The sequence below is a fragment of the Paraburkholderia caffeinilytica genome (assembly GCF_051027425.1).
In the GTDB taxonomy this organism is placed as follows: domain Bacteria; phylum Pseudomonadota; class Gammaproteobacteria; order Burkholderiales; family Burkholderiaceae; genus Paraburkholderia; species Paraburkholderia caffeinilytica_A.
Map to the genome: position 1 here is coordinate 824,791 of NZ_CP186552.1, position 20,874 is coordinate 845,664.

Sequence of the window (20,874 nt, forward strand, 5' to 3'; positions counted from 1 at the left end):
TTCAAATACTTTCCCGTGCAAGCAGCTCAGCGATTTGCGGGCCGATGATCGATGCTGAATGGCGTGCCATCACGCGGTCGTAAGTCGCTGCTACCTTTGCTTCCCGGTCGGCGTCGTTGATTGCACCCGCGATCGCAGATGCTATTGCGCTCACGGAGTCTGTCGACGTGTACCAGACACCGTCCTCAAAATGCTCGCGCTGCCAGGGGCCGTCGGACATGACCAAGGGCTTCTGCATGATTGCGCCTTCCAGGCTCGATCGGCCTGGCGGATCGATACTCGGCTCAACCATCACGCTGCTGTTGGCAATGATCGACCTGAGAAGGGCGCTGCAAGGCTGAATGAACGGTAGGAAGGTGATGCCGGAATGAGCCTCCGCAACGCATTGCCGATAATAGTCGTCGTCGCGTGCGCCTCCCACAAAGAGACCGTCCAGCTTGAGTTCATTCAGGGCTCTGATTGTCTGCAGCTGATTCTTGATCGGCTCGATCAGCCCCAGGCACAGCGCGAAGTCCGTGCTATTCGAGACTGTCGAGAGTAAATCTCTGTCCGGCTGCGCCAGAAAGCGGTTCGATACGCAGGTGGGCAGGATTTCAATTTTCTCAGCTGGCACCTGAATGTATTGCGTGAAATTCTCGAGTTCCGCGTGGGACTTGAATAGCAGCTTGTGCGCAATACGCGTGATTTCCTGAATGCGTTCGACTTCGCTGGCCGCAATGGGCTCGAGCCACCAGACGTTCGGCCAAAGGAAGATGCGTTTATTTCTGATTGCCGCTTCGCGCAATATGGCGTGGCTGTCGGCATGTACCGAGAAATGAATCACGCCGTCGTAAAAGTTGAGCGGGCGGCTACCAATGCCATAGATGTCGGTATGGACGCCAGAGGCCTTGAGAATCTCGGCAACTTGCACGAGCTCCGATTCGCCGCCGCCACTGACGGTAAACGCGGTGCTGTAGGTCGTCAGAATGAATTTAAGTCCTGTCATGCGTTTCTCCCCGTTGCACCAGCGTCAACAAGTCGGTTGGCGCAACTTCTCCGCCAGCGCAACGTGCATGTGGAGGAGGCTGGTCGACTGTTGGTGAAGCCACTCAGCAAAACGCTCATGGCGTGTCTGCTCTTCGAAGAGCCCGATCGAACACCTCCGCCCAATGCTCCGAAGAGGTGAGTCCGAGCAGAGCGCCCGCTCGCGCGCGCGCGCGGTGTGTCAAAGCGTCCCAACGGGAGGCATCGTTGCGCAGCGCGATAATTTGCCCGGCTATCTGGTTCGCGGTTTCCTGCTTGCCGATGACAAGCCCGGCATCGCTTACTACTTCAGCGGCGGCATGGCCGGCTCGCACCACGGCAGGAATGCCGCGGTGCATCGCCTCGAGTGCGGGAATGCAGAAGCCCTCATGACGGCTCATCGAAAGTAGCAGCGAGGCGCGGTCATAACTCGACAGCAGATCCGCATCGTCGACCATGCCCGTGAAATCGATACGGGTCAGTACGCCTAGGGCGCGTGCACGTTTGAGCAGGAATTTGCTGTAGTCGTAATTCGGCATGCTGCCGACGATCGTCATCGTGGCGTCAACACCGCCTTCGACCACGCGGGCGAGCACCTCGATGGCATCTTCGATGCGCTTATGCGGCACAACCCGGCCGAGCACCAGCATGTTGAATGTAGCCGGACTGCGGGACGTAATCGCATTAATCCCCAACGTCGGCAAATTATCGAAGACGGGTGGGATGACCACGACACTCGAAACGTCGACGTAGGGGGCGAGATCGTGCGCTACGTGCATCGAGTTGGCGACGATGACATCAAACCCTGCCAGCCTTGGCAATTGCGCCATTGCCTGTTCGCAAAGCTCGGCCGTTACCGGCTCGAATTCACGCAACAGGGCCGGATCGGTGACCCCATGGAAGTAACAGATCTTTCTGCACGGCAAGTCTAGTAGTCGATCGAGAAACGGATCGGCAATCGAATAGCTGACATACAACAGATCCTCGCTTGTCGCCTCTGAAAAAAGCGATTCAATCTGCTTCACCTGCGACACCGAGGTATCGAAGTTCTGGGCATATGTTCGCGAGTCCCACCCTGAACGCTCCGCCATGGCAGCCAGCCCCAGGCAATGGTTGCCGACGGCGTCGCCTTCGAAGATGTCGCGTGCATAGATCAGCAGTCTCATCGTCCGCTCACCGTCTTTCGAATTTCGTCCAGCCGCTGCGCATAGGCGCGTGCCACCGCCGCCATCGAATAATCCCTTTCGATGCGAGCGCGACCTGCCTTGGCAACAAGCTGGCGCATGTCTGCGTCGCCGAATACCCGGGCAATCTGGCTGGCGGCGATCTCCACGTCAGGATCGCACCAGTATTGACCTTCGTGGAACAGATAGTCCCCCGGGCGCAACGGCACCAGCTCGCCGTCAACCAGGAAGGCCGTCTGTTCATCGCAAAAATCCACGTTACCGGAGAAATTGGTTGCGACAACAGGCTGTCCCAGCGCCATCGCCTCTGCAATGACGCGACCAAAACCTTCGCTCCGATGCAGCGAAATATACGCATCGCAACAGGCCATGAAGTCGATGGTGTCCTGTCTGCCCAGCCGCTCGGAGACGATATGGATGCGATCGTCCGCTGCCGCGAGGTCGAGGACCTGTCGCCAGGTCGGATCGTCGTCGCGGGCGTTCATTGCCTTGATGACAAGGCCAACGCCGCTTGTTTCCTTTGCGAAGGCCTGTTTGAACGCCATGATCCCTGCCACGGGATTCTTCCGTGTCAGCCAGGAATTTCCATCGAACATCAGATAGAACAGGAAATCTTCGCTGGGAAGGCCGAAGCGCTTGCGGTCAATCGCTTGTGGCGTTGGAATGACCACAGCCATGGGCATGTGCCGCACTTTGGTCTTGCCAAGGCGTGCATATACCGCTTCAACGAAGCGGCTCTGTGCCCAGATTTCGTCCACGAACTCGTGGGCTTGCCCGAACGCGCTCGGCCAGTGAGGCAATTCCCACGGCCACGCGCCAATCTTGTAGGTATTCGACTCAATCAGTCTACGGCCGCCTTCGAGCGTCAACCGGACCATTTCCGGCGGCGGCAGGCAGAACAGACTGACCTGATAGGCGAGATCGTTGCGCAGCAGGTGGTTAGCCGACGTATCGAGTCGAGGTGGCCCGCTCATGGGTGCATTGATCAGCGCGACCTCGAAACCGCCGAGTTGCATCGCCTGCGCGGCCATCCGCGCGTCCTCGCCTAACCCGAGCACGCCCTGGGGAAAGCCCACGATGTTCACACCGAACGGCAGCACGGGCATGCTCGCCTGATGATGCAGGTTCGCGTCAAGAGCCTGCGCGCGGATATCGGCCGGGACGACGCGAAGGTGCCGGAACTCCGGGTACTCGCCTCTGCCGGCCGTGTGCCACCATGAGATCAGCGCCAAGGCGCTCTGCGCATTTCCAATGTCGAAGGCTGCGACCAGATCAGGCCGGCTTTCACGGATCGAGAGCAGGAGCCTGGGCAGTGCGATCGCCGCGGCAGGCGCCTGCTCCATTAACATCAAGTCGTTCAGACTTTCCTGGATTTTCCATTGAAGGCTCGGATATTCCCGCTGGCCATGCTGGATCCACCACTGCATCGCATTCAGCCGGCCTAGAAACGTATCGAAATCGAATAGCGATCGCAGATCCGGCCGGCTCCTGACCAGGTGCGGCAGGAAATGCGGGACACGGAAAAGGCCTTCCTTGTCGCCGTCGTCGAACTCATTGAGCCGGTCGAATATCTTCGCCGTTGGCCAATCCAGCCGGCGGTATTCGCGCTTGCCGTGCATATCCCACCAGAGCAGCATTGCGAATCGGCCATGAAACGTATCGAGATCTATCTCGCGGTTCAGGTCCGGTCTGCTACCGATGAGTGGCGCGAGAAAACGCGGAACGTCGATCAATGTTCCGTTCTCGTCGCGCACAATCTGGTTCAGTTGGTGGATGGCGGGCGAGGTTTGCCAGACCAGTCGCGGGTACTCGAATTTGCCGTGCTCGTCCCACCAGACCAGTGCGCCGAAACGTCCGGCGAACGTAGTCATATCCAGGCTGGCGCGTAGATCGTGGCGACTGTTCACGAGCAGTTCGAGGAATGCCGGAACGTCGATCACGGTTTCCTTCTGCTCGCCGCCCAATTCGTTCAGGCTATCCCATACTGGATTGGGTGACCATGACAGCCGGGGATATTCAAACTGACCGTGCGTTTCCCACCAGCTCAACGCGGCCAGTTGTCCCGAGAAGGATTCAAGATCGATATGGGTGCGCAAATCCGCTCGCGCGTTGACGAGGAGCGCCATGAAGCGTGGCAGCCGGGCACGCGTCGGCCCGATCGCCAGATCGCTGTGACGCAATACTTCAAGCACAGCCTTGTCGTCCAGAATGTCGGCTCCATTGCCGGCAAGCCAGAAGGCGATTGCGCGGGGATACTTGTCGACCAGCGTCTCTGCATCCAGCTGCGTTGCATACTCGACCTCGGGCTCGCCGAGAACCCACTCGAAATCCGGATAGTCACGCTCGCCGTAGGCCTTCCACCAGAAATACAGCGTTATCCGTCCTTCAACGGTCTGATGTTCAAAGGACGCAAGGTCGGACCGGAATTTCAACAGGAAGTAGATTGCGTTCGGGAGCGCAAACAGCACATTCGGAGAAGGATGCCTGCATTCCGTTGCCCAGTCGTTTGTCAGTGACATAGTGTTATTGAGCCTTCGGAAGACGCGGACTCATTGTCATCACGAATTCAGTCGAGTCGATGGAGAGATTCGGCGAATAGAACGGGTCGTTCCACAATGCGTCGCCCCAACGCTTCTTCACGAACTCGATTTCCTCGACGAAGCGCGCCATCTTCTCTGGCGTATCTTCATAGCCGCGCGAAGCGGATTCGTGGTGGTACAACTCGGCAAACGGGGTCCACACATTGCGATAGCCCGCCTCCCGCACACGTAGGCAAAAATCGACATCGTTAAAGGCGATGACCAGGCCCTCGTCAAGCCCCTGGACTTCACGATAGATACTTGTGCGGATGACCAGGCACGCCGCCGTGACCGCGCTGACCGCATTGCGCAGGACAGCCCGACTGAAATACCCCGGTGCATTGCGTGGCAGGTACTTGTGACCGTGGCCGGCCAGGCCACCCATACCCAGATACACGCCGGCATGCTGGACGGTGTCGTCAGGGTAAAGCAGCTTCGCGCCCACCGCACCGACGTTGTCTTGCAACGCGACGGAAACGAGTTCGCTCAGCCACTCCGGCGTGATGACTTCAATGTCGTTGTTCAGCAAACAGACGAACTCGGCTTGACTCGCCAGTGCAATACGATTGTTGAGCGCGGAATAGTTGAACGGAGAATCGTCGCGGACTACACGGATGCGGGAGTCGCCTTCATAGCTTTTAAACAGTTCAAAGGTTTCGGGCTTTTCCGAACCATTGTCGATGATCGTAATCAGGTAGTTCTGGTAGGTGGTGCGTTCCTTGATGGAATCGACGCACTGCTTGACGAGGTCGGCCCCATCGCGAGTCGGAATGATGATTTCGACAAGCGGCTCTTTTTCAGGCAAAGCGTAGACAATTCGCTGATACATCACCGCGTCGTCGGCAGATTGGACCTTCGCCGCGATATTGCAGCGCGTCAGGTGCTCCTGGATCGCGCGACTGGCAGCGATCACGGCGTAGGGCTTCGCATCGTGACTTGATGCGGTGCTTTCCGGCAAGACGCGCCAGTGATACAACACGCGCGGGATATGGCGGATTGCCTGAGGGCCAACGACTTCCATTGCACGAAGCGCAAGATCGTAGTCCTGCGAACCTTCGAGTCCTTCGCGGAACCCGCCGATCTGTCGAAGGACGGAGGTCTTGTACACGCCGAAGTGCGAAATCATGTTCTGGCTAAGGAACAGGTCGTAATTGAAATCGCACTTGAAATACGGCTCGTATCGCCGGCCATCGACCGTGAGCTTGTCCTCGTCGCTGTAAATCAACGCGGCTTGCGGGTCCTGCCGGGTCAAGTCCGCCGCGTAGTAAAGCGCCAATGGATGCAACTCGTCGTCATGGTCGAGCAGACCGGTGAATTCGCCGGTGACCAACGCCAGCGCACTGTTACTGGCTGCGCTGATATGGCCGTTGACCGGACGATAGATCACCTTGATGCGCGGATCACGTGCCGCATACTCGTCCAGAGTCGCTTTCACATGGGGTTGCGTGGACTTATCGTCTGCAATGCAGAGTTCCCAGTTTGTATAAACCTGATTGAGCACTGAGTCGATTGCTTTGCGCAGGTACTCATCGGGCGAGTTGTAAGTCGGCATCACCAGACTGATGAGTGGCTGACGATCCCAATTGCTTACGGCTTCCGCCAGACTCGAATAGCGATCCGGCGACACCTCATTGAGGGCGATCCAGTTCTCGTAGGTAGGAGCAAGTGCAGTGCCGGACGCCGCCGCTGCATCAGCCTGTGCAAGTGCTGCGTGGTTCGCCTCGCCAAATGGCAAAGAGTTCTCGTCGACGATCAGCGCGAAGTCATTCAGCGAGAACGGCCCCGGAAACGCGATGGGGTCAAAGCGTACCGCACGGAGCGTCCACGGGAACGAGATGGTTTGGTCCACCTTTCCGTTGGCGTCTGGGCGCAGCCAAACAGCCCCTTGCTCCGACATTCCGTCGCCCTTGTCAACATAGATCATGCAAGGTGTCTTCGGCATCTTGCCTGTCGTAAGCGAAAAAGACAGGTGTACCGTGCGCCCACGCATGTGTTCCCAACCCACAAAGGCAAACTGCGGATCGTTTGTCGTTGCGGTCCATTGGTATGCAGCACCCGAAAATGCTTCAACGTTGTTGAGCGGTTGCAGTTCAAGTTTCATGTTGGATAACGGGCTGTAGATATATCTATGATGGACGACATTATCGAGCGCCAAGCGAGCGCGCGTTAGGGGCAATGTCGAACGACGCGCGGACCATGCATCTTGACGGTCCCTTCTGGGCAGTCAGTTCAAGCTTTGGATCAACATCATGCGCCAATTCGGGAGCCATACAATTCTGAGTAAGTGCAACTTTGCCAGACAGACAAAACTCGAAAGTCATTTCGTCGACAGGGATGTATAGAGTTCTTTCAATGGCGAGAGCACGGCTTGCCAGCAGAGATTTCGCTCACGCCGCGCACCGGTGCGTTCAAGTGTCAACGCCTGCCGTATCGACTGCGCAATGCTGGAGATATCTTCTGGTGCGAGATAGGAAACCTGATCCGAGAAGTACTCTTCCGTCGAGCCGACGCGTGTGACGGCAATGCGCGTGCCGGCCGCATGCGCTTCAAGTGCTGCAAGGCCCGGCGTTTCGAGCGTGCTTGGCAAGCAGAACGCCTCGCATGCCGCGTAGGCCGAGCGCAGGAGTGGCGACTCATGCGGCAGCGCGCCAAGATACATGACCTGGTTTCCTCCTGCTTCGAGGCAGGCGCGGGCATACTCCGGGTCGCGTTGATGACCGATCAGGATCACCTTCAACTCCGGAATGGATTTCATTGCATGCATGAGCGCGAGCTGGTTCTTGCGCGGCTCGATATTCCCGACGTTCAGCAGGAAGGGTTCGCGAATGTTGAAGTGGTCGCGGAAAAGAGCGGGCGACACCGGCTCGTAAAACGCTTCTTCGACACCGTTATAAACCGTGACGAATTTCTCGCGTGGCAATTGGAACACCTGCGCGAGCGTATCGCACTCGATGTCGGAATTTGCCACCACGCGGTCTGCCAACGAAAACTGATGCCGGATCTCGTCAACCGGATAGAGATGCTTAGTTTCCTCCGTCACCCACAAACTGGACGACACCACCAACGGCAAACCCAACTGCTTAACGAAATTACAAAAATGCACCGACCCACCGACGCACGAAAAGAAGTGGACCACATCATGTTCGAGGAACCGCGGATTCCACTGATCGAACAGCGTGACGTCCACACCATGCGCGGGTAGATGCTTGCGATACGCGAGCAGCTGTATTTCTCCGCCTCCGGGGGTATGGAAAGCCATTGGGTAAGTGGCGAATAGCACTTTCATGGATAGGACTCTATCTGCTCAAACGTTTATTCAGATCAACACTTTCTGCTGGCGCAATGATGCGTTCGCGATCATGCGGCGCGAAACGGCGATCCGTATGATGCGTGACGGCGATCCGGCCGGTACGGCAGGCACGTCGCAGGACGTCCGCGCTGCGGCACGATGTAATGCCCGGTGGTAACAGTGGTAACCAAGTGTTGGCTCGCCGGAGCGAGGGCCGTTGCGCCCCCGCGTCGCTCCGGGGCGAAGTTGATTGTGCTGTCGTCGAGCACGTCGGATCGAAACCGCGAATTCCACATGCGCGAATATGTTTGAGATGTTAAGAATTGTTCGGACTGACGTCTGGGAGGCTTGTCCGTTTTATCATCACGACCCGGGACTTCCGCCGTGCTTTCAGTCTGTTGCCTACCAAAGCATTTTAGCGCCTAACGCTTGCGAGAAGCGGCGGTAGCGGAAGCCGCCCGCATACAATACGTCTTTCCAGACGAATTCCCTTATAAGCGTTGCCGATGCCGGATTGTATCGTGTCTCATCAACCTGTCCCGCCATACGTCGGCTCGCAAAGCCTTACCGTCGTGCGCTCGTGTCTTCGGCCGGTATGTGTCGTGGAGCGCGGCTACGCGTCCGGCTCCGGAGGTGCGCTGATGTGCCGCCGCCTGGCCGGCGCGCGGTTGGGCGAGGCGCGTCGATGACTCAAAGAGTGCTGATTACCGGCGCGAATGGCTTCGTCGGCAATGCGGTTTCCCGTGCGTTGTTGCAGCGCGGGGATAGCGTCGTCGGTCTTGTGCGTCGGCCGCGGACCGCTGCCGACGGGGTTCTCGAATGGCTCTTCGACGCCGACGACTTCGAAGGTATCGGCGAACGCTGGCCGGTGGCAACGCGCTGCGACGCAGTCATCCATCTCGCCGCCCGCGTCCACGTCATGCGCGATACGACGGCTGATCCACTCGCCGCGTACCGCTCGACGAACGTCACCGGCGCCTTGCGTGTCGCCGCTGCCGCCCGCCGCGCGGGCGCGCGCCGTTTCGTTTTCGTCAGCAGCATCAAGGCTGTAGGGGAGGGGCATGCCGGCCGCCTCATTACCGAAGCGGAAGAACCCGCGCCCACCGACCCCTATGGCATCTCCAAGCTGGAAGCCGAGCGCGCGCTGATCGAATACGGTCGTGAATCGGGCCTCGAAATCGTGATCGTGCGCCCGCCGCTGGTCTACGGTCCGGGCGTGCGCGCCAACTTCCTGCAATTGATGAGCGCCATCGCCAAAGGTATTCCGCTGCCGCTCGGCTCAATCCCGGCCCGTCGCAGCCTCGTGTTCGTCGACAACCTGGCGGACGCGCTCGTGCACTGCACAACCGACCCGCGCGCCGCCGGCGAGACCTTTCATGTGACCGACGGTCGCGATTTAAGCGTCTCCGAACTTGCCCGGGCGCTCGCGAAGCAGCTACACGCGCCGGAGCGCCTCATACCGGTCCCGGTCGGTTTGCTGCGCGTTGCCGGGCGCCTGACCGGCCACTCAGCCCAGATCGACCGGCTAATCGGCGAACTGCGTCTCGACAGTTCCCACATCTGCGAACGCCTCGGCTGGTATCCGCCTCACACCGTCGAACATGGTCTGCTGGAGACAGCCGCCTGGTATCGCTCAACACACTGAACCCGCACCGAACCCATTCTCAATGCCGAACGCTTCGTTCCTTGCCTCCTCTGCCGTGCACCTGCTCCTTTGGGGAGTCGCAGCGCTGTGCGCGTGCGCGGCGATTCTGTGGTGGCTGCTCCGGAGCGGTCTTGCCTGGCGCCTCGCCACCGACATCCCGAACGACCGTTCGCTGCATACGCGCCCAACGCCGCGCGTCGGCGGCTGGGGCATCGTGCCGGTGGTCGTGATCCTGATCTGGCTGGCTGCCCCGGCGCTCTGGTTGCCCGCGCTGCTGGCGGCGCTGCTGGCCGCGTTGTCGCAAATCGACGACCGCCGCGGCCTGCCCGCGCGAGTCCGGTTCGGCGGCCACGCCGCGGCCGTGGCCGCGCTGGTCGCCGTCTACCCGGCTGATGCACCCTGGTGGGCCCTGGCGGCCTTGGCGTTTTTACTCGTCTGGCTGGTCAATTTGTACAATTTCATGGATGGATCGGACGGCCTTGCCGGTGGCATGGCGCTGTTCGGCTTCGGCGGCTACGCGATCGCCGCGTCCATTTCGATTCATCCGGACCCCGCGCTCGCACTGGCGTGTCTGGTCGTGGCGGGGGCGGCAGCGGGCTTTCTTCTGTTCAATGTTCACCCCGCACGGATTTTTCTCGGCGACGCCGGCTCGATCCCATTGGGTTTTCTGGCCGGCGCGCTCGGCTACTGGGGCTGGCGCGAAGGCGTCTGGCCGATCTGGTTCCCGGCGGTCAGTTTTTCCCCGTTCATCGGCGACGCCTCGGTTACCCTGCTCAAACGGCTACTCCGCGGTGAAAAATTTTGGCAAGCGCACCGCGAACACTACTATCAAAGACTGGTGCAGGGCGGTTTCGGGCACGCGTCGACGGCACGAATTTGGTATTTCTTCATGGCGGCGGGCATAATGCTTGCTTTATGGGCACTGAGTTTTGCTGTGGTTTATCAATGGCTTGTTGTCGTCGCATGGGTTGCTGTGCTTGTGCTCGCCGGGCTTTTCATTGATCGCTACTGGCAGCGCCATGTGTCCCGTTCCGGGCAATCCTGAGGTTCTGCGCAATGAAAAGATTTAAAGCCCGATGGCTTTCGTTCAGTGCGTTCGCGTTCGACCTGTGCGCGGTGGCTTTGGCCTGGATGCTGGCCTACGTGATCCGTTTCAACGGACCGGTGCCGGCCCCGTTCTGGTCGAGTGGTCTGCACGCATTAGTCTGGGTACTGCTGGTCTACGCCGTGATGTTCCGCAGCTACGGGCTGTATCGCGGCATGTGGGTCTTTGCCAGCCTGCCCGATCTCGTGAGAATCGCCAAGGCGATCGGCGTCGGCGCGGTGGTCGTAGTCATCGGCTCGGCGCTGTTGCAGCCGGCTCCGGTTGTGCCGCGCTCGGTCCTGATCGTTTCGCCGATGCTGCTGTTCCTCTCAATGGGCGGTTCGCGCGCGCTCTACCGGGCTGCGAAGGAGTTCTATCGCTACGGTGGCCTGGTCGGGCAGGGCAAGCCTGTGCTGGTGCTGGGTGCGGGTAATGCAGGCGCAAACCTGGTGCGTGAGCTGAAGCGCTCAGGCGAATGGCGCCTCGCGGGTCTGCTCGACGACGATCCGATCAAGCAGGGCCGCGAAATATACGGCTACCGCGTGCTGGGTGCGATCAGCGATCTGCAGAAGATCAGCGCTGAACTGAAGGTCGAACACGTCATCATTGCGGTGCCGTCGGCTTCGGTCGAAGCGCATCGCCGCATCGCCACGCTGTGCGTGCGCGCAGGCGTACGCGCAATGACGCTGCCGGCGCTCACGCCGCTCACGCAAGGCCAGGCTTTCCTGTCGCGCGTGCGGCAGATCGATCTGGAAGACTTGCTAGGCCGCGATCCGGTCATGATCGACACCCAGCACGTCGAGGCGCTGCTTAAAAACCGCGTCGTGATGGTGACGGGCGCCGGCGGTTCGATCGGCTCGGAACTGTGCCGGCAAATCCTGCGCTTCGGCCCGGTGCAACTGGTGGCATTCGATATTTCCGAGTTCTCGATCTACCGCCTCAACGAAGAGCTGCGCGATAAATATCCCGAAGTATCGGTGGTGCCGATCATTGGCGATGCGAAGGATTCGTTGCTTCTCGACCAGGTGATGGGGCGTTACTGCCCGCACATCGTCTTTCATGCCGCGGCCTACAAGCACGTGCCGCTGATGGAAGAAGTGAATAGCTGGCAGGCGGTGCGCAACAACGTGCTCGGCACGTATCGGGTGGGACGCGCGGCGATCCGTCACGACGTCGCCCATTTTGTCCTGATCTCCACCGACAAGGCTGTCAATCCGACCAACGTCATGGGCGCGAGCAAGCGCCTCGCCGAGATGGCTTGCTCAGCGTTGCAGCAGGGTGCAAGGCGTACGCAGTTCGAAACTGTTCGGTTCGGCAACGTGCTCGGCAGCGCCGGCAGTGTGATCCCGAAGTTTCAGGAGCAGATTGCGCGCGGCGGTCCGGTGACGGTCACGCACCCGGAAATCACCCGCTTTTTCATGACGATTCCAGAGGCGTCGCAACTGGTGTTGCAGGCGTCGAGCATGGGACATGGCGGCGAGATTTTCATTCTCGACATGGGCAAGCCGGTGCGGATCGCCGACCTCGCGCATGATCTGATCCGCCTTTATGGCTTCACTGAAGAGCAGATTCGTGTGGTGTTCACCGGCCTGCGCCCTGGGGAGAAGCTGTACGAGGAATTGCTGGCAGACGACGAAACGACCACCCGTACGCCGCATCCGAAGTTGCGCATTGCGCGGGCGCGTGAGGTGCCGGACAGCTTCATCGACAATCTGTTGCCCTGGCTCATGCAACACCGCGTATTAAGCGACGACGAAGTGCGCCGTGACCTGCGTCGCTGGGTACCGGAATATCAACCGGCCACGGCACCGGCATTGCGTAGTGTCGGCAACACCACATCAATCACGCGGGTTTCCTAGCATTGACTCGCGGCGCGGGTTCCCGCCTTCGCTATCACCCATAAAAAAGGCGCTTCAAGCGCCTTTTTTTCTACCGCCACACATTCACCACGCTGACCGAGCAGCAGTAAAACTCATAAGCCGCCACAAGGATTCGGTGCCGTGGTGGTCGTGGCCTTGGTCGCCACCGATACGGCCGCCAAGGCCGCCATCGTCCCCGCTACCTTCAGCGTCTTCGTCAGCGGATCTGGCGTGGCGTCACTCGTGTTGGCCACTTGCCGATGCGTGTACGCCGTGCATTCCGGCTGGGTACTCACCGCGGCAACGGGCCTTGTGCTCCAGACAATATTGTCCGAGGCGGTATTGGCGAACGCCGGCAGACTGACTGCCAACGCGCCGAGCGAAAACACACACGCTTTCCACTGCATAACGGACCCCTGCGATGAACGATTGTGCCGATGATATTCGCGCCTGCCGTTTCCAGGCAAACAAAGCACCGATTTTATGCGCGTCGCTTACCGCTTCGCCTTCCTCACCACCATCCACCGTGGCGACTTGAATCGCACAATACTGACATAAAGCCAGACATAGGTCAGCGCAAACACCACCACAAAGCAGAATAGATGCAGCGTATGCCGCCAGAACAACGTCGCCGGCACGACTGCGATCAGACACAGCAACCAGAGGTACGGCGAGGTCAGTGAATTCCGCCGCGTCAGCTCGCGTGCGGTGCGCGCGCCCACCGCCCAGCGCATCAGGCGCTTATAAACCAGCATGTGCAGATGCACGCCGTCGGGAATCCCCGGCGACATCCCGCGAATGAACTTCTTCCGGTAGATCGAGAAGCAGGTCTCGAAGATCGGGTACATGAAAAGCAGCACCGGATACCACGCCGACACATCGCGGTTGCGCATCACCAGCATGATCGACAGCTCGGCAAGCATGAAGCCGATGAAGTACGCACCGCCGTCGCCAAGGAAAATCAGCCCCGCCGGGAAATTCCAGATGAAGAAGCCGAGCACCGCGCCCATCATCATGAACGACGCCGACAGCACGATCGGATCGGACACCTGGAACGCCACGTAAGCGAGCGAAGCGAACATCATGAACGCTACCATGGAGGCCAGGCCATTGAAGCCGTCGATGATATTGATCGCGTTGGCGAGCGCCGCAACGGCCAGCACCGTGACGGCGCAGGAGATCACCGCATACGAGAGCAGAAAGTCGAGCGGCGGCACGCTGATGCGCGTCACGGCGATATCCAGCAGGAAATAGGCGAGGGCGGCCGCCGCCATCGTGCAGACGAGCCGTACGAAGGGCGATACGCGCTTGGTCATATCCTCGGCCAATCCCGAGCCGAACGCCGGCATGCCGCATGCGATCAGCCCGAGGATGCCGCCCGACACGGCGGGATAGGCATGATGCAACTGCACGGCAGACACGATCAACCCGACCAGAATCCCGGCGCCGCCGATGCGCGGCACCGGGCGCACATGGAATTTCTGCACGCCGGCCAGATCGGTGTCCGTGGAGAATTTTTCATGCAGATGCGCATAGCGCACGATCAACAGCGTGATCAGCAGTGAAACGAGAAAGCCGAGCGCAAAACTAAGCATGAAAGTGGGCCTGAGCGAAGACGCCGAATTATACAAACGAAACGCATATCGTCCTGAAAAGCAGCGTTTGCGCCGATTACGCGGAAAATCCCAGATAGTGATGCCTTAGGCATCCGCAAACCCATGCCTGTCATGGATTTCACCTATTTAACGAGGTCTCTGGAAGGCCGTTAACCTGGATGCGGCGAAGTATAAGTTGCAGGCGAAAAGCTGGTCGCCTGCACATTGTGGGGTTCGCCGCCGATCAATGCGACGTTCCGGAGACCCAATGCTTAACAACCTCACCATTCGTGGCGGCCTGACGCTGGTGATCAGCGTATTCGTCGCTTTTCTGCTGATTGTGATCGGCGTCGGCTATGGCGCGCTCAAGCTCGCCAACAGCAGCCTCGACGAAACTCAGCATAGCGCCGTGGCGCTGTCGCATCTGAAGGCAAGCTCCGAAAAGCTGCTGCAAGTGCAGCTCGCGCTCGGCTCCTATCAGACGCTCTTTAGCGTCGGCAAGCAAACGGACGACCTGTTGCCGGCCGCGCACAAGGTCCTGGTCGAATCGAACAAGGACTTCAGCGGTTACATGGCCGGTCCGTTCGCGAGCGAGGCTGAGAAGAAGCTCGCACAGAGCGTCGAGCAGGCGCGCAGCGCACTCGTCGATAAGGCAATCGAGCCGGAGTTCAAGGCACTGAACGACTTCGACTTCAACACCTTCCGCAATATCCAGGGCGAAACGGCGAACGCCTTTTACGCGACTTATTCGAAGTCCATCGATGCCCTCCAGCGCCTGCAGATGGACAGCCAGCACAAGCAGGCCGAAGCGGCGGCGCAGCAGTTCCAGATGGCGACGCTGCTGTTCGCGGCGATCGGCGCGATTGCCATCGTGATCGGCGTGATGGCGCGGATGGGTTTGTCGGCGGCAGTGGTGAAACCGGTCAGTGCGACCATCAAACACTTTGAGCGCATCGCCGCGGGGGACCTGACGATTGCAATCAAAAGCAAGTCGCGCAACGAGATGGGTCAGTTGCTGGGCGCGCTGACGAAGATGCGCGACGGCCTCGTCGAGACAGTCGCGAAGGTGCGCGGCAGCACGACGGCGATTACGCAAGGTGCAAACGAGATCGCCTCGGGCAACGCCGATCTGTCGGCGCGCACCGAGCAGCAGGCGGCGGCGCTTCAGCAGACCGCGGCAAGCATGGAGCAGTTATCGGCGACGGTGAAGCAGAACGCGGATAACGCGAAGCAGGCCAATCGGCTTGCACATGGCGCGCTGGATACGGTGACGCGTGGCGGCACCGTGGTGTCGAGCGTCACCAAAACGATGGACGGAATCACGGAATCATCGCGCAAGGTGACCGAGATCATCGGCATGATCGAAGGGATCGCTTTTCAGACCAATATTCTGGCGTTGAATGCCGCGGTGGAAGCAGCTAGGGCCGGCGAGCAGGGCCGCGGGTTCGCGGTGGTGGCCTCGGAAGTGCGCAGCCTCGCCCAGCGTTCTGGCACAGCGGCCAAGGAGATAAAGGCGCTGATCGGCGATTCGGCGGCTCAGGTGGAGCAGGGGGCTTCGCTGGTGGCGGAGGCGAGCCGGACGATGAATGAGGCGATGCAATCGGTCGAACGCGTGACGGGCATCATGGGTGAGATCGAGGCAGCCGCGCTGGAGCAAAGCGACGGGATCGAGCAGGTGAATAAAGCGATCACCCAGATCGACGAAGTCACGCAGCACAATGCAGCGCTTGTCGAGGAAGCTGCTGCTGCGGCTAAGTCGCTTGAGGAGCAGGCCACTGTTTTGAGGGATGCCGTGGCGGTGTTCAGGATTGACGATTCGCCGGCGAGACAGGAGGCGCATGTGGCGGCGGGCAGCGCCAGATTGGCTGGCGCGCCTGTTGCGTTTGCGGCTTCTTGAGCTTATTGCTTACGGGGTAGCGGCGTTGTCTGTTTACCATGCGCAAACAGACAACGCCGCGGCCCGAGGCAGAAATTAGCCGCTAAACCCCTGCGGATTCGCCGACTGCCAGCGCCAGTGATCCGCGCACATCCGCTCGATCCCGAACTCGGCGCGCCATCCCAGTACGTTCAACGCTGCCGCCGGATCGGCAAAACACGAAGCCACATCGCCCGGTCGGCGCGCCACGATCTCATAAGGCACAGGCCGTCCGGAAGCCTTCTCGAACGCCTTGACGACGTCGATCACGCTATACCCCTGGCCCGTCCCGAGATTCACCACAAGGCTGGCGTCGCGTTTGACCAGCGCATCCAATGCCGCTAGATGCCCGCGCGCCAGGTCCACGACGTGGATATAGTCCCGCACTCCGGTGCCATCCGGCGTTTCATAGTCGCCGCCGAACACCCGCAGCTTTTCCAGCTTGCCGACCGCCACCTGCGCCACATACGGCATCAGGTTATTCGGAATGCCGGCCGGATCTTCTCCAATCAACCCGCTCTCATGCGCGCCCACCGGATTGAAATAGCGCAGCGTCGCGATTCGCCATGAAGCATCCGCCACTTCCAGATCACGCAAAACCTGCTCGGCAATCAGCTTCGACTGCCCATAAGGATTGGTGGCCGACAGCGGAAACGATTCGTCGATCGGTGAGCTCTTCGGCACGCCATACACCGTTGCCGACGAACTGAACACGAACTGCTTCACATTGCGATCGCGCATCAGGCCGAGCAGCGCGAGCAGACTGCCGACGTTATTGCTGTAGTACTCGATCGGCTTGGCGACCGATTCGCCCACCGCCTTCAGCGCGGCAAAGTGAATCGCGCCGGTGATCGGGTGTGCGTCGAAAATACGGTTGAGCGCCGCTTCATCGCGCGCGTCGGCTTCGTAGAAACTCACGGCCTTGCCGGTGATTTTCTCCACGCGCCGCAGCGATTCGCGGTTGCTGTTCACGAGATTGTCGATTACCACGACGTCGTAACCGCCGTTGAGCAGTTCGACACACGTGTGCGAGCCGATAAATCCTGCTCCGCCCGTTACCAGAATCGTGCCCTTCGTGGTCATGCTGTTGCTCCGTTAAAGTAAAACGCCCGTCATTTTCTGCACCAGGTCTTTATACGTTTCGACGACCACGCGTTCGTCGAATTCTTGCGCGACTTTCTGTCGGCCGCGTTCAGCCATTGCACGGCGCTCGGCGCTGCTCATGTCGAGCATCTGCTCCAGCTTCGCCGTGAGACTTTCTACATTGCGCACTTCGCACAACAATCCATTGACGCCGTCCGCCACCACTTCACGGCAGCCGGGCACATCCGTTGTGACAATCGGCCGGCCCATCGCCGACGCTTCCATCAGCGTGCGCGGCACGCCTTCCCGATAGGACGGCAGAACGACGCAGTCCGCGGCGGCGATAAAAGGCCGCACGTCGTGCGCCTCGCCAAGATACTCGATGATGCCTTCCTGCTCCCACGCGGCTACTTCTTCGCGTGTGATCGCGCTCGGGTTGTCGACGCCAACCGGGCCGAGCAACTGAAACTGTGCGTGCGGGTAACGTTCGCGCAAACGCCGCGCGGCTTCGACATATTCGCCGACACCCTTGTCCCACAGGAGCCGCCCGATCAGCACGAACCTGAATTCCGCCTGCTCCGGCAGCGGCGTGAAGGCGAACTGTTCGAGATCGACGCCTTCGCCATGCAGGAGCCGCGCACGCTCAGGATGCACCAACAAATTCTGCTCGACAAACGCGGCCTGGTCGTCGCGATTCAGAAACCAGATCTCGCGCGGGAAGCGGAACGCGAAACGGTACAGTTTTTTTGCGACCTGCGCCGCGCGGCTCTGCTGGATGAACACGTAACCGAGCCCGGTTGTCACCGCCACCGACTGCACACCCGCCAGTTTCGCGGCGACCGAGCCGTAAATGTTCGGCTTGATTGTGTAATGGAACACGACGTGCGGACGAATGCTTCTATACAAACGATACAACGACAAAAGTGTGCGCAGGTCTTCGCGCGGACTGGTGCCTTTCGACGCCACCGGCAATTCGATGCAGCGGCATCCCATCGCGGTGAGCAGCTCGAACGTGCGGTCACGCGGCGCGAGCACCGTCACGTCGACGCCGCGTCCGACCAGCATGCGGATCAGTCCCTGCCGATACGTATAGATTGCCCAGGCGGTGTTACAGACCAGTGTAATGCGCAGCGCGGGCGTCGACTTCAAGGCAGGCTTCATGCGGAAACGGACTCGACGGTGAGTGACGGATTGACGGATGAATGATCGGGTAACGGCATCACTGGCTCGCACGCGGCGCGAGCAACGTGCGTTTGATCCGCTGCAAGGCGCGGTAAGGCGTCACGAGATGCAGCAGATTTTTCACGAGACCCAGCCAGTCGTACGGATTCGCGGCGTTGAAGTAGCGCAGTTGCAGCCGCAGCGTCGAATTGACCTGGCGGCGACGTTTGGTCGCGCTAATGCCGCCTTCGTTCAGCTCGTAGTAGAGCCCGAGTTCCGGCAGATTCGCGCAGTCGTAGCGTTCCATCAGGCGCACGAACAGATCGAGGTCCTCGGCGGAAGGATAGGCGGCGCGATAGTTGCCGACGGTGCGGACCGCGTCGATACGCAGCATCATCGAAGGATGCGCGAGGCATGAACGGAAGAAGCGTAGACGCCGAATTTCATTCGGTTCGGCAGGCGGTGTCAGCATGAAAAGCGGTTTGCCTTCACGCGTGACGACCTGGGTCCACATGCCGAGGCCGGCTACGTGCGGATGCAGTTCCATGAACTCGCGTTGTTTGGCGAGGCGCTGCGGCACGCTGCGATCGCCCGCGTCGATGCGTGCTGCGTAGCGAAAGCCGCGCTGAGCAAGGGCGTCGATGCCGGTTTGCAATGCACGCTCGATGCCGCCGTTCTGCGGCATGCGCAGCACTTCGATCTTCAGGTTAGGGAGCGCGGGTGCGACGATTGGCGGCGTGCTGCCGTCGTCGACGATCAGCACATGCACCAATGCGTTTTCGCTGAACGAGGCCAGCGTGAGATCGACGTCGGCCTGGCCGTTGTACGCGGGCATGAGTACCGCGACGTCGTCGAGAGACATTTGCGCGGCGGCGGATGAATTCGTCATGGGCGCAATTTGAAACGAATGTAATAAAGATTAACTGACGCAGCGGCGAGATAACCGGCCGCGAGGCCGACCAGCGCACCGTAAGCGCCAAGCCGCGGAATCGCCAGCAGATTGACGATGAACGCAACAGCCAGCGCCAGCAGCCACTTCGAGAGCAACACGAATTTGGCCTGATATTTCAGCACGATCAGATTGCCGATCGCTTCGATGCCGGCCGGCACGGAAAGCCACACGGCCCAGCGGAAAATCTCGATCGCGCCTTCGAAGTCCGGCCCGAACACACGGCGGATGATGAAGCCCGCCAGCAGGTCCAGCACGATCGCGCCGCTCACCATCAGCGCGGCGGTCATGGCGGTGAGCCGCCACACGTTGCGGCGCAGTTGCGCGGCGTCCTGCACGCGGTAGACAAAGGCGGGCGCAATCGTCTGCGCAAGCATCAGCGCGAGCGTGATCCAGTTTTCGTTCAACTGCTGCGCGGCGGAATAGCGGCCGAGATCGGCGAAGGAAATCGCGCGCTCGAGCATCAGTCTGTCCAGTTTCAGGAACAGATACATACAGATCAGGCCGAGCCAGAACACCGTGCCCGCGGTCGCGAAGTGCCAGAAGAGCGAACGGTCGACGTGCCAGCCGAGCTTGCCGCCGTGCCGGCGGGCGTAATAGATCAGCAGAACCGCGCCGATCAATGCCGATTCGGCGGCCCATAGCCAGCCAAAGCGCGCGGGCGTCGCCATCGCGCGCACCAGCAGATAGACGAAGCCGGCCTTCAGCACCGCGGTGCTCATACTGGTGAGCAACTGCGGCTTGCTGTACGTCATGCTTTGCAGCCACGCATTGATCACGCCGACGAACGGCTCGCGGAACAGCATCGTCACCGCGAGACCGGCGAGCATGGCGCCCACCAGCGGCTCGAAGAAGTGCAAGGCGATGCCGAGCCACGTGAGCAGCAGCGCCGCGACGGAAACCGAAAAGCGCAGCGCGAAGGCGCTGCCCAGCACCGTGCCCAACTGGGTTGGCGGCCGGCCGACGATGGTGGGAACCAGGATTTCCGCGCCGCACACCCAGGTGATCGGCGAGAGCACCAGCAGCAGCGTGTTCGCGTACTGCCATTTGCCGAAGGTGTCCGGCCCGAAGTAGCGCGCCAGCATGCCGCTGATCACGATCGCCACGCCGATCTGCGTGAGCCGCTCCAGCCCGAGCCAGACGATATTGGTGAAGGCGCGCGTGACGTCGGGATTGGCGAAGCGTTTGAGCGTCAGCATCCGGTCGCCGCTCGCCAAGGCAATGGCGCCCGTTGCGCGGCTTGCTTGCCTTGTACGGTTTGTGCCGATTGTGTCATTTGTATGGGCGGCATCCACGACAGGAGAAGCGCAATGCGCGCGACCGCCCACCCGGCCGCTTGTAACGGCAACTTTACAAAAGGAGGGCGTCTAAGCATTAGAATGGCGTTTATAAGGCAGGTCCGAAAAGCGCAATTATAAGTTGGAACCGGATCGCTTCCGGCAAGGGCGCTTCGCGACGTCATATCGATCGGTGAATAATGAATTTGATGCGCAATTTACCGATTCCCCAGCGATGCGCCGGTCAAAATT

The 20,874-nt window shown here is 60.2% G+C and carries 15 protein-coding genes; 4 read left to right on the top strand and 11 right to left on the bottom strand.

Going from position 1 to position 20,874, the window contains the following annotated elements; all coding sequences use genetic code 11:
* Position 1: 1 nt before the first annotated feature.
* The 5 genes from ACOSV0_RS03610 to ACOSV0_RS03630 all read right to left on the bottom strand — a co-directional run bounded on the left by ACOSV0_RS03610 (position 2) and on the right by ACOSV0_RS03630 (position 8,051).
* Entirely contained in the window at positions 2-985 is a 984-nt protein-coding gene (locus ACOSV0_RS03610) for a glycosyltransferase (RefSeq protein ID WP_434108785.1), read from the bottom strand.
* Between the two features lie 115 nt (positions 986-1,100).
* Positions 1,101-2,168: a glycosyltransferase gene (locus ACOSV0_RS03615; protein ID WP_434108787.1), complete on the bottom strand. Its 1,068-nt coding sequence runs from the start codon at positions 2,166-2,168 to the stop codon at positions 1,101-1,103.
* Positions 2,165-4,705: a glycosyltransferase family 4 protein gene (locus tag ACOSV0_RS03620; protein ID WP_434108788.1), complete on the bottom strand. Its 2,541-nt coding sequence runs from the start codon at positions 4,703-4,705 to the stop codon at positions 2,165-2,167. The genes ACOSV0_RS03615 and ACOSV0_RS03620 overlap by 4 nt, the downstream gene beginning before the upstream one ends.
* Before the next feature lie 4 nt (positions 4,706-4,709).
* Positions 4,710-6,866, bottom strand: a complete 2,157-nt coding sequence (locus ACOSV0_RS03625) for a glycosyltransferase family 2 protein (protein WP_434108790.1) — start codon at positions 6,864-6,866, stop codon at positions 4,710-4,712.
* A 216-nt stretch (positions 6,867-7,082) separates the two neighbouring features.
* Positions 7,083-8,051, bottom strand: a complete 969-nt coding sequence (locus ACOSV0_RS03630) for a glycosyltransferase family 4 protein (protein ID WP_434108792.1) — start codon at positions 8,049-8,051, stop codon at positions 7,083-7,085.
* A 688-nt stretch (positions 8,052-8,739) separates the two neighbouring features.
* Here ACOSV0_RS03630 and ACOSV0_RS03635 point away from each other — a divergent pair.
* Genes ACOSV0_RS03635 through ACOSV0_RS03645 form a run of 3 tightly spaced genes read left to right on the top strand, consistent with a single transcriptional unit; the run spans position 8,740 to position 12,642 of the window.
* A complete protein-coding gene (locus ACOSV0_RS03635; RefSeq protein ID WP_434108793.1) occupies positions 8,740-9,699 on the top strand; it encodes a UDP-glucose 4-epimerase family protein in 960 nt (319 codons plus the stop codon).
* Between the two features lie 22 nt (positions 9,700-9,721).
* A complete protein-coding gene (locus tag ACOSV0_RS03640; protein WP_434108795.1) occupies positions 9,722-10,744 on the top strand; it encodes an MraY family glycosyltransferase in 1,023 nt (340 codons plus the stop codon).
* 11 nt (positions 10,745-10,755) lie between these two features.
* Complete coding sequence (locus ACOSV0_RS03645) at positions 10,756-12,642, top strand: polysaccharide biosynthesis protein (protein WP_434108796.1); 1,887 nt, start codon at positions 10,756-10,758, stop codon at positions 12,640-12,642.
* Between the two features lie 113 nt (positions 12,643-12,755).
* Here the strand turns inward: ACOSV0_RS03645 and ACOSV0_RS03650 are convergent, their stop codons facing one another.
* Both ACOSV0_RS03650 and ACOSV0_RS03655 read right to left on the bottom strand, forming a co-directional pair.
* Positions 12,756-13,049, bottom strand: coding sequence for a hypothetical protein (locus tag ACOSV0_RS03650; RefSeq protein WP_434108797.1), 294 nt, complete (start codon positions 13,047-13,049; stop codon positions 12,756-12,758).
* An 87-nt stretch (positions 13,050-13,136) separates the two neighbouring features.
* Positions 13,137-14,237 carry an MraY family glycosyltransferase gene (locus ACOSV0_RS03655; protein ID WP_434108798.1) on the bottom strand — a complete coding sequence of 367 codons (1,101 nt, stop codon included), beginning with the start codon at positions 14,235-14,237 and terminating at the stop codon, positions 13,137-13,139.
* Positions 14,238-14,505: 268 nt separating this feature from the next.
* On the opposite strand from ACOSV0_RS03655, the gene ACOSV0_RS03660 reads away from it, so the two are divergent.
* A complete protein-coding gene (locus tag ACOSV0_RS03660) occupies positions 14,506-16,134 on the top strand; it encodes a methyl-accepting chemotaxis protein (RefSeq protein ID WP_434108799.1) in 1,629 nt (542 codons plus the stop codon).
* Between the two features lie 75 nt (positions 16,135-16,209).
* Here ACOSV0_RS03660 and galE read toward each other — a convergent pair whose 3' ends face one another.
* Genes galE through ACOSV0_RS03680 form a run of 4 tightly spaced genes read right to left on the bottom strand, consistent with a single transcriptional unit; the run spans position 16,210 to position 20,544 of the window.
* Positions 16,210-17,235, bottom strand: coding sequence for a UDP-glucose 4-epimerase GalE (gene galE, locus ACOSV0_RS03665; protein ID WP_434108800.1), 1,026 nt, complete (start codon positions 17,233-17,235; stop codon positions 16,210-16,212).
* Between the two features lie 12 nt (positions 17,236-17,247).
* Entirely contained in the window at positions 17,248-18,396 is a 1,149-nt protein-coding gene (locus tag ACOSV0_RS03670) for a glycosyltransferase family 4 protein (protein ID WP_434108801.1), read from the bottom strand.
* Positions 18,397-18,454: 58 nt separating this feature from the next.
* Positions 18,455-19,285 carry a glycosyltransferase gene (locus ACOSV0_RS03675; protein WP_434108802.1) on the bottom strand — a complete coding sequence of 277 codons (831 nt, stop codon included), beginning with the start codon at positions 19,283-19,285 and terminating at the stop codon, positions 18,455-18,457.
* Positions 19,282-20,544 carry an oligosaccharide flippase family protein gene (locus tag ACOSV0_RS03680; RefSeq protein ID WP_434108804.1) on the bottom strand — a complete coding sequence of 421 codons (1,263 nt, stop codon included), beginning with the start codon at positions 20,542-20,544 and terminating at the stop codon, positions 19,282-19,284. The genes ACOSV0_RS03675 and ACOSV0_RS03680 overlap by 4 nt, the downstream gene beginning before the upstream one ends.
* Positions 20,545-20,874: the final 330 nt, after the last annotated feature.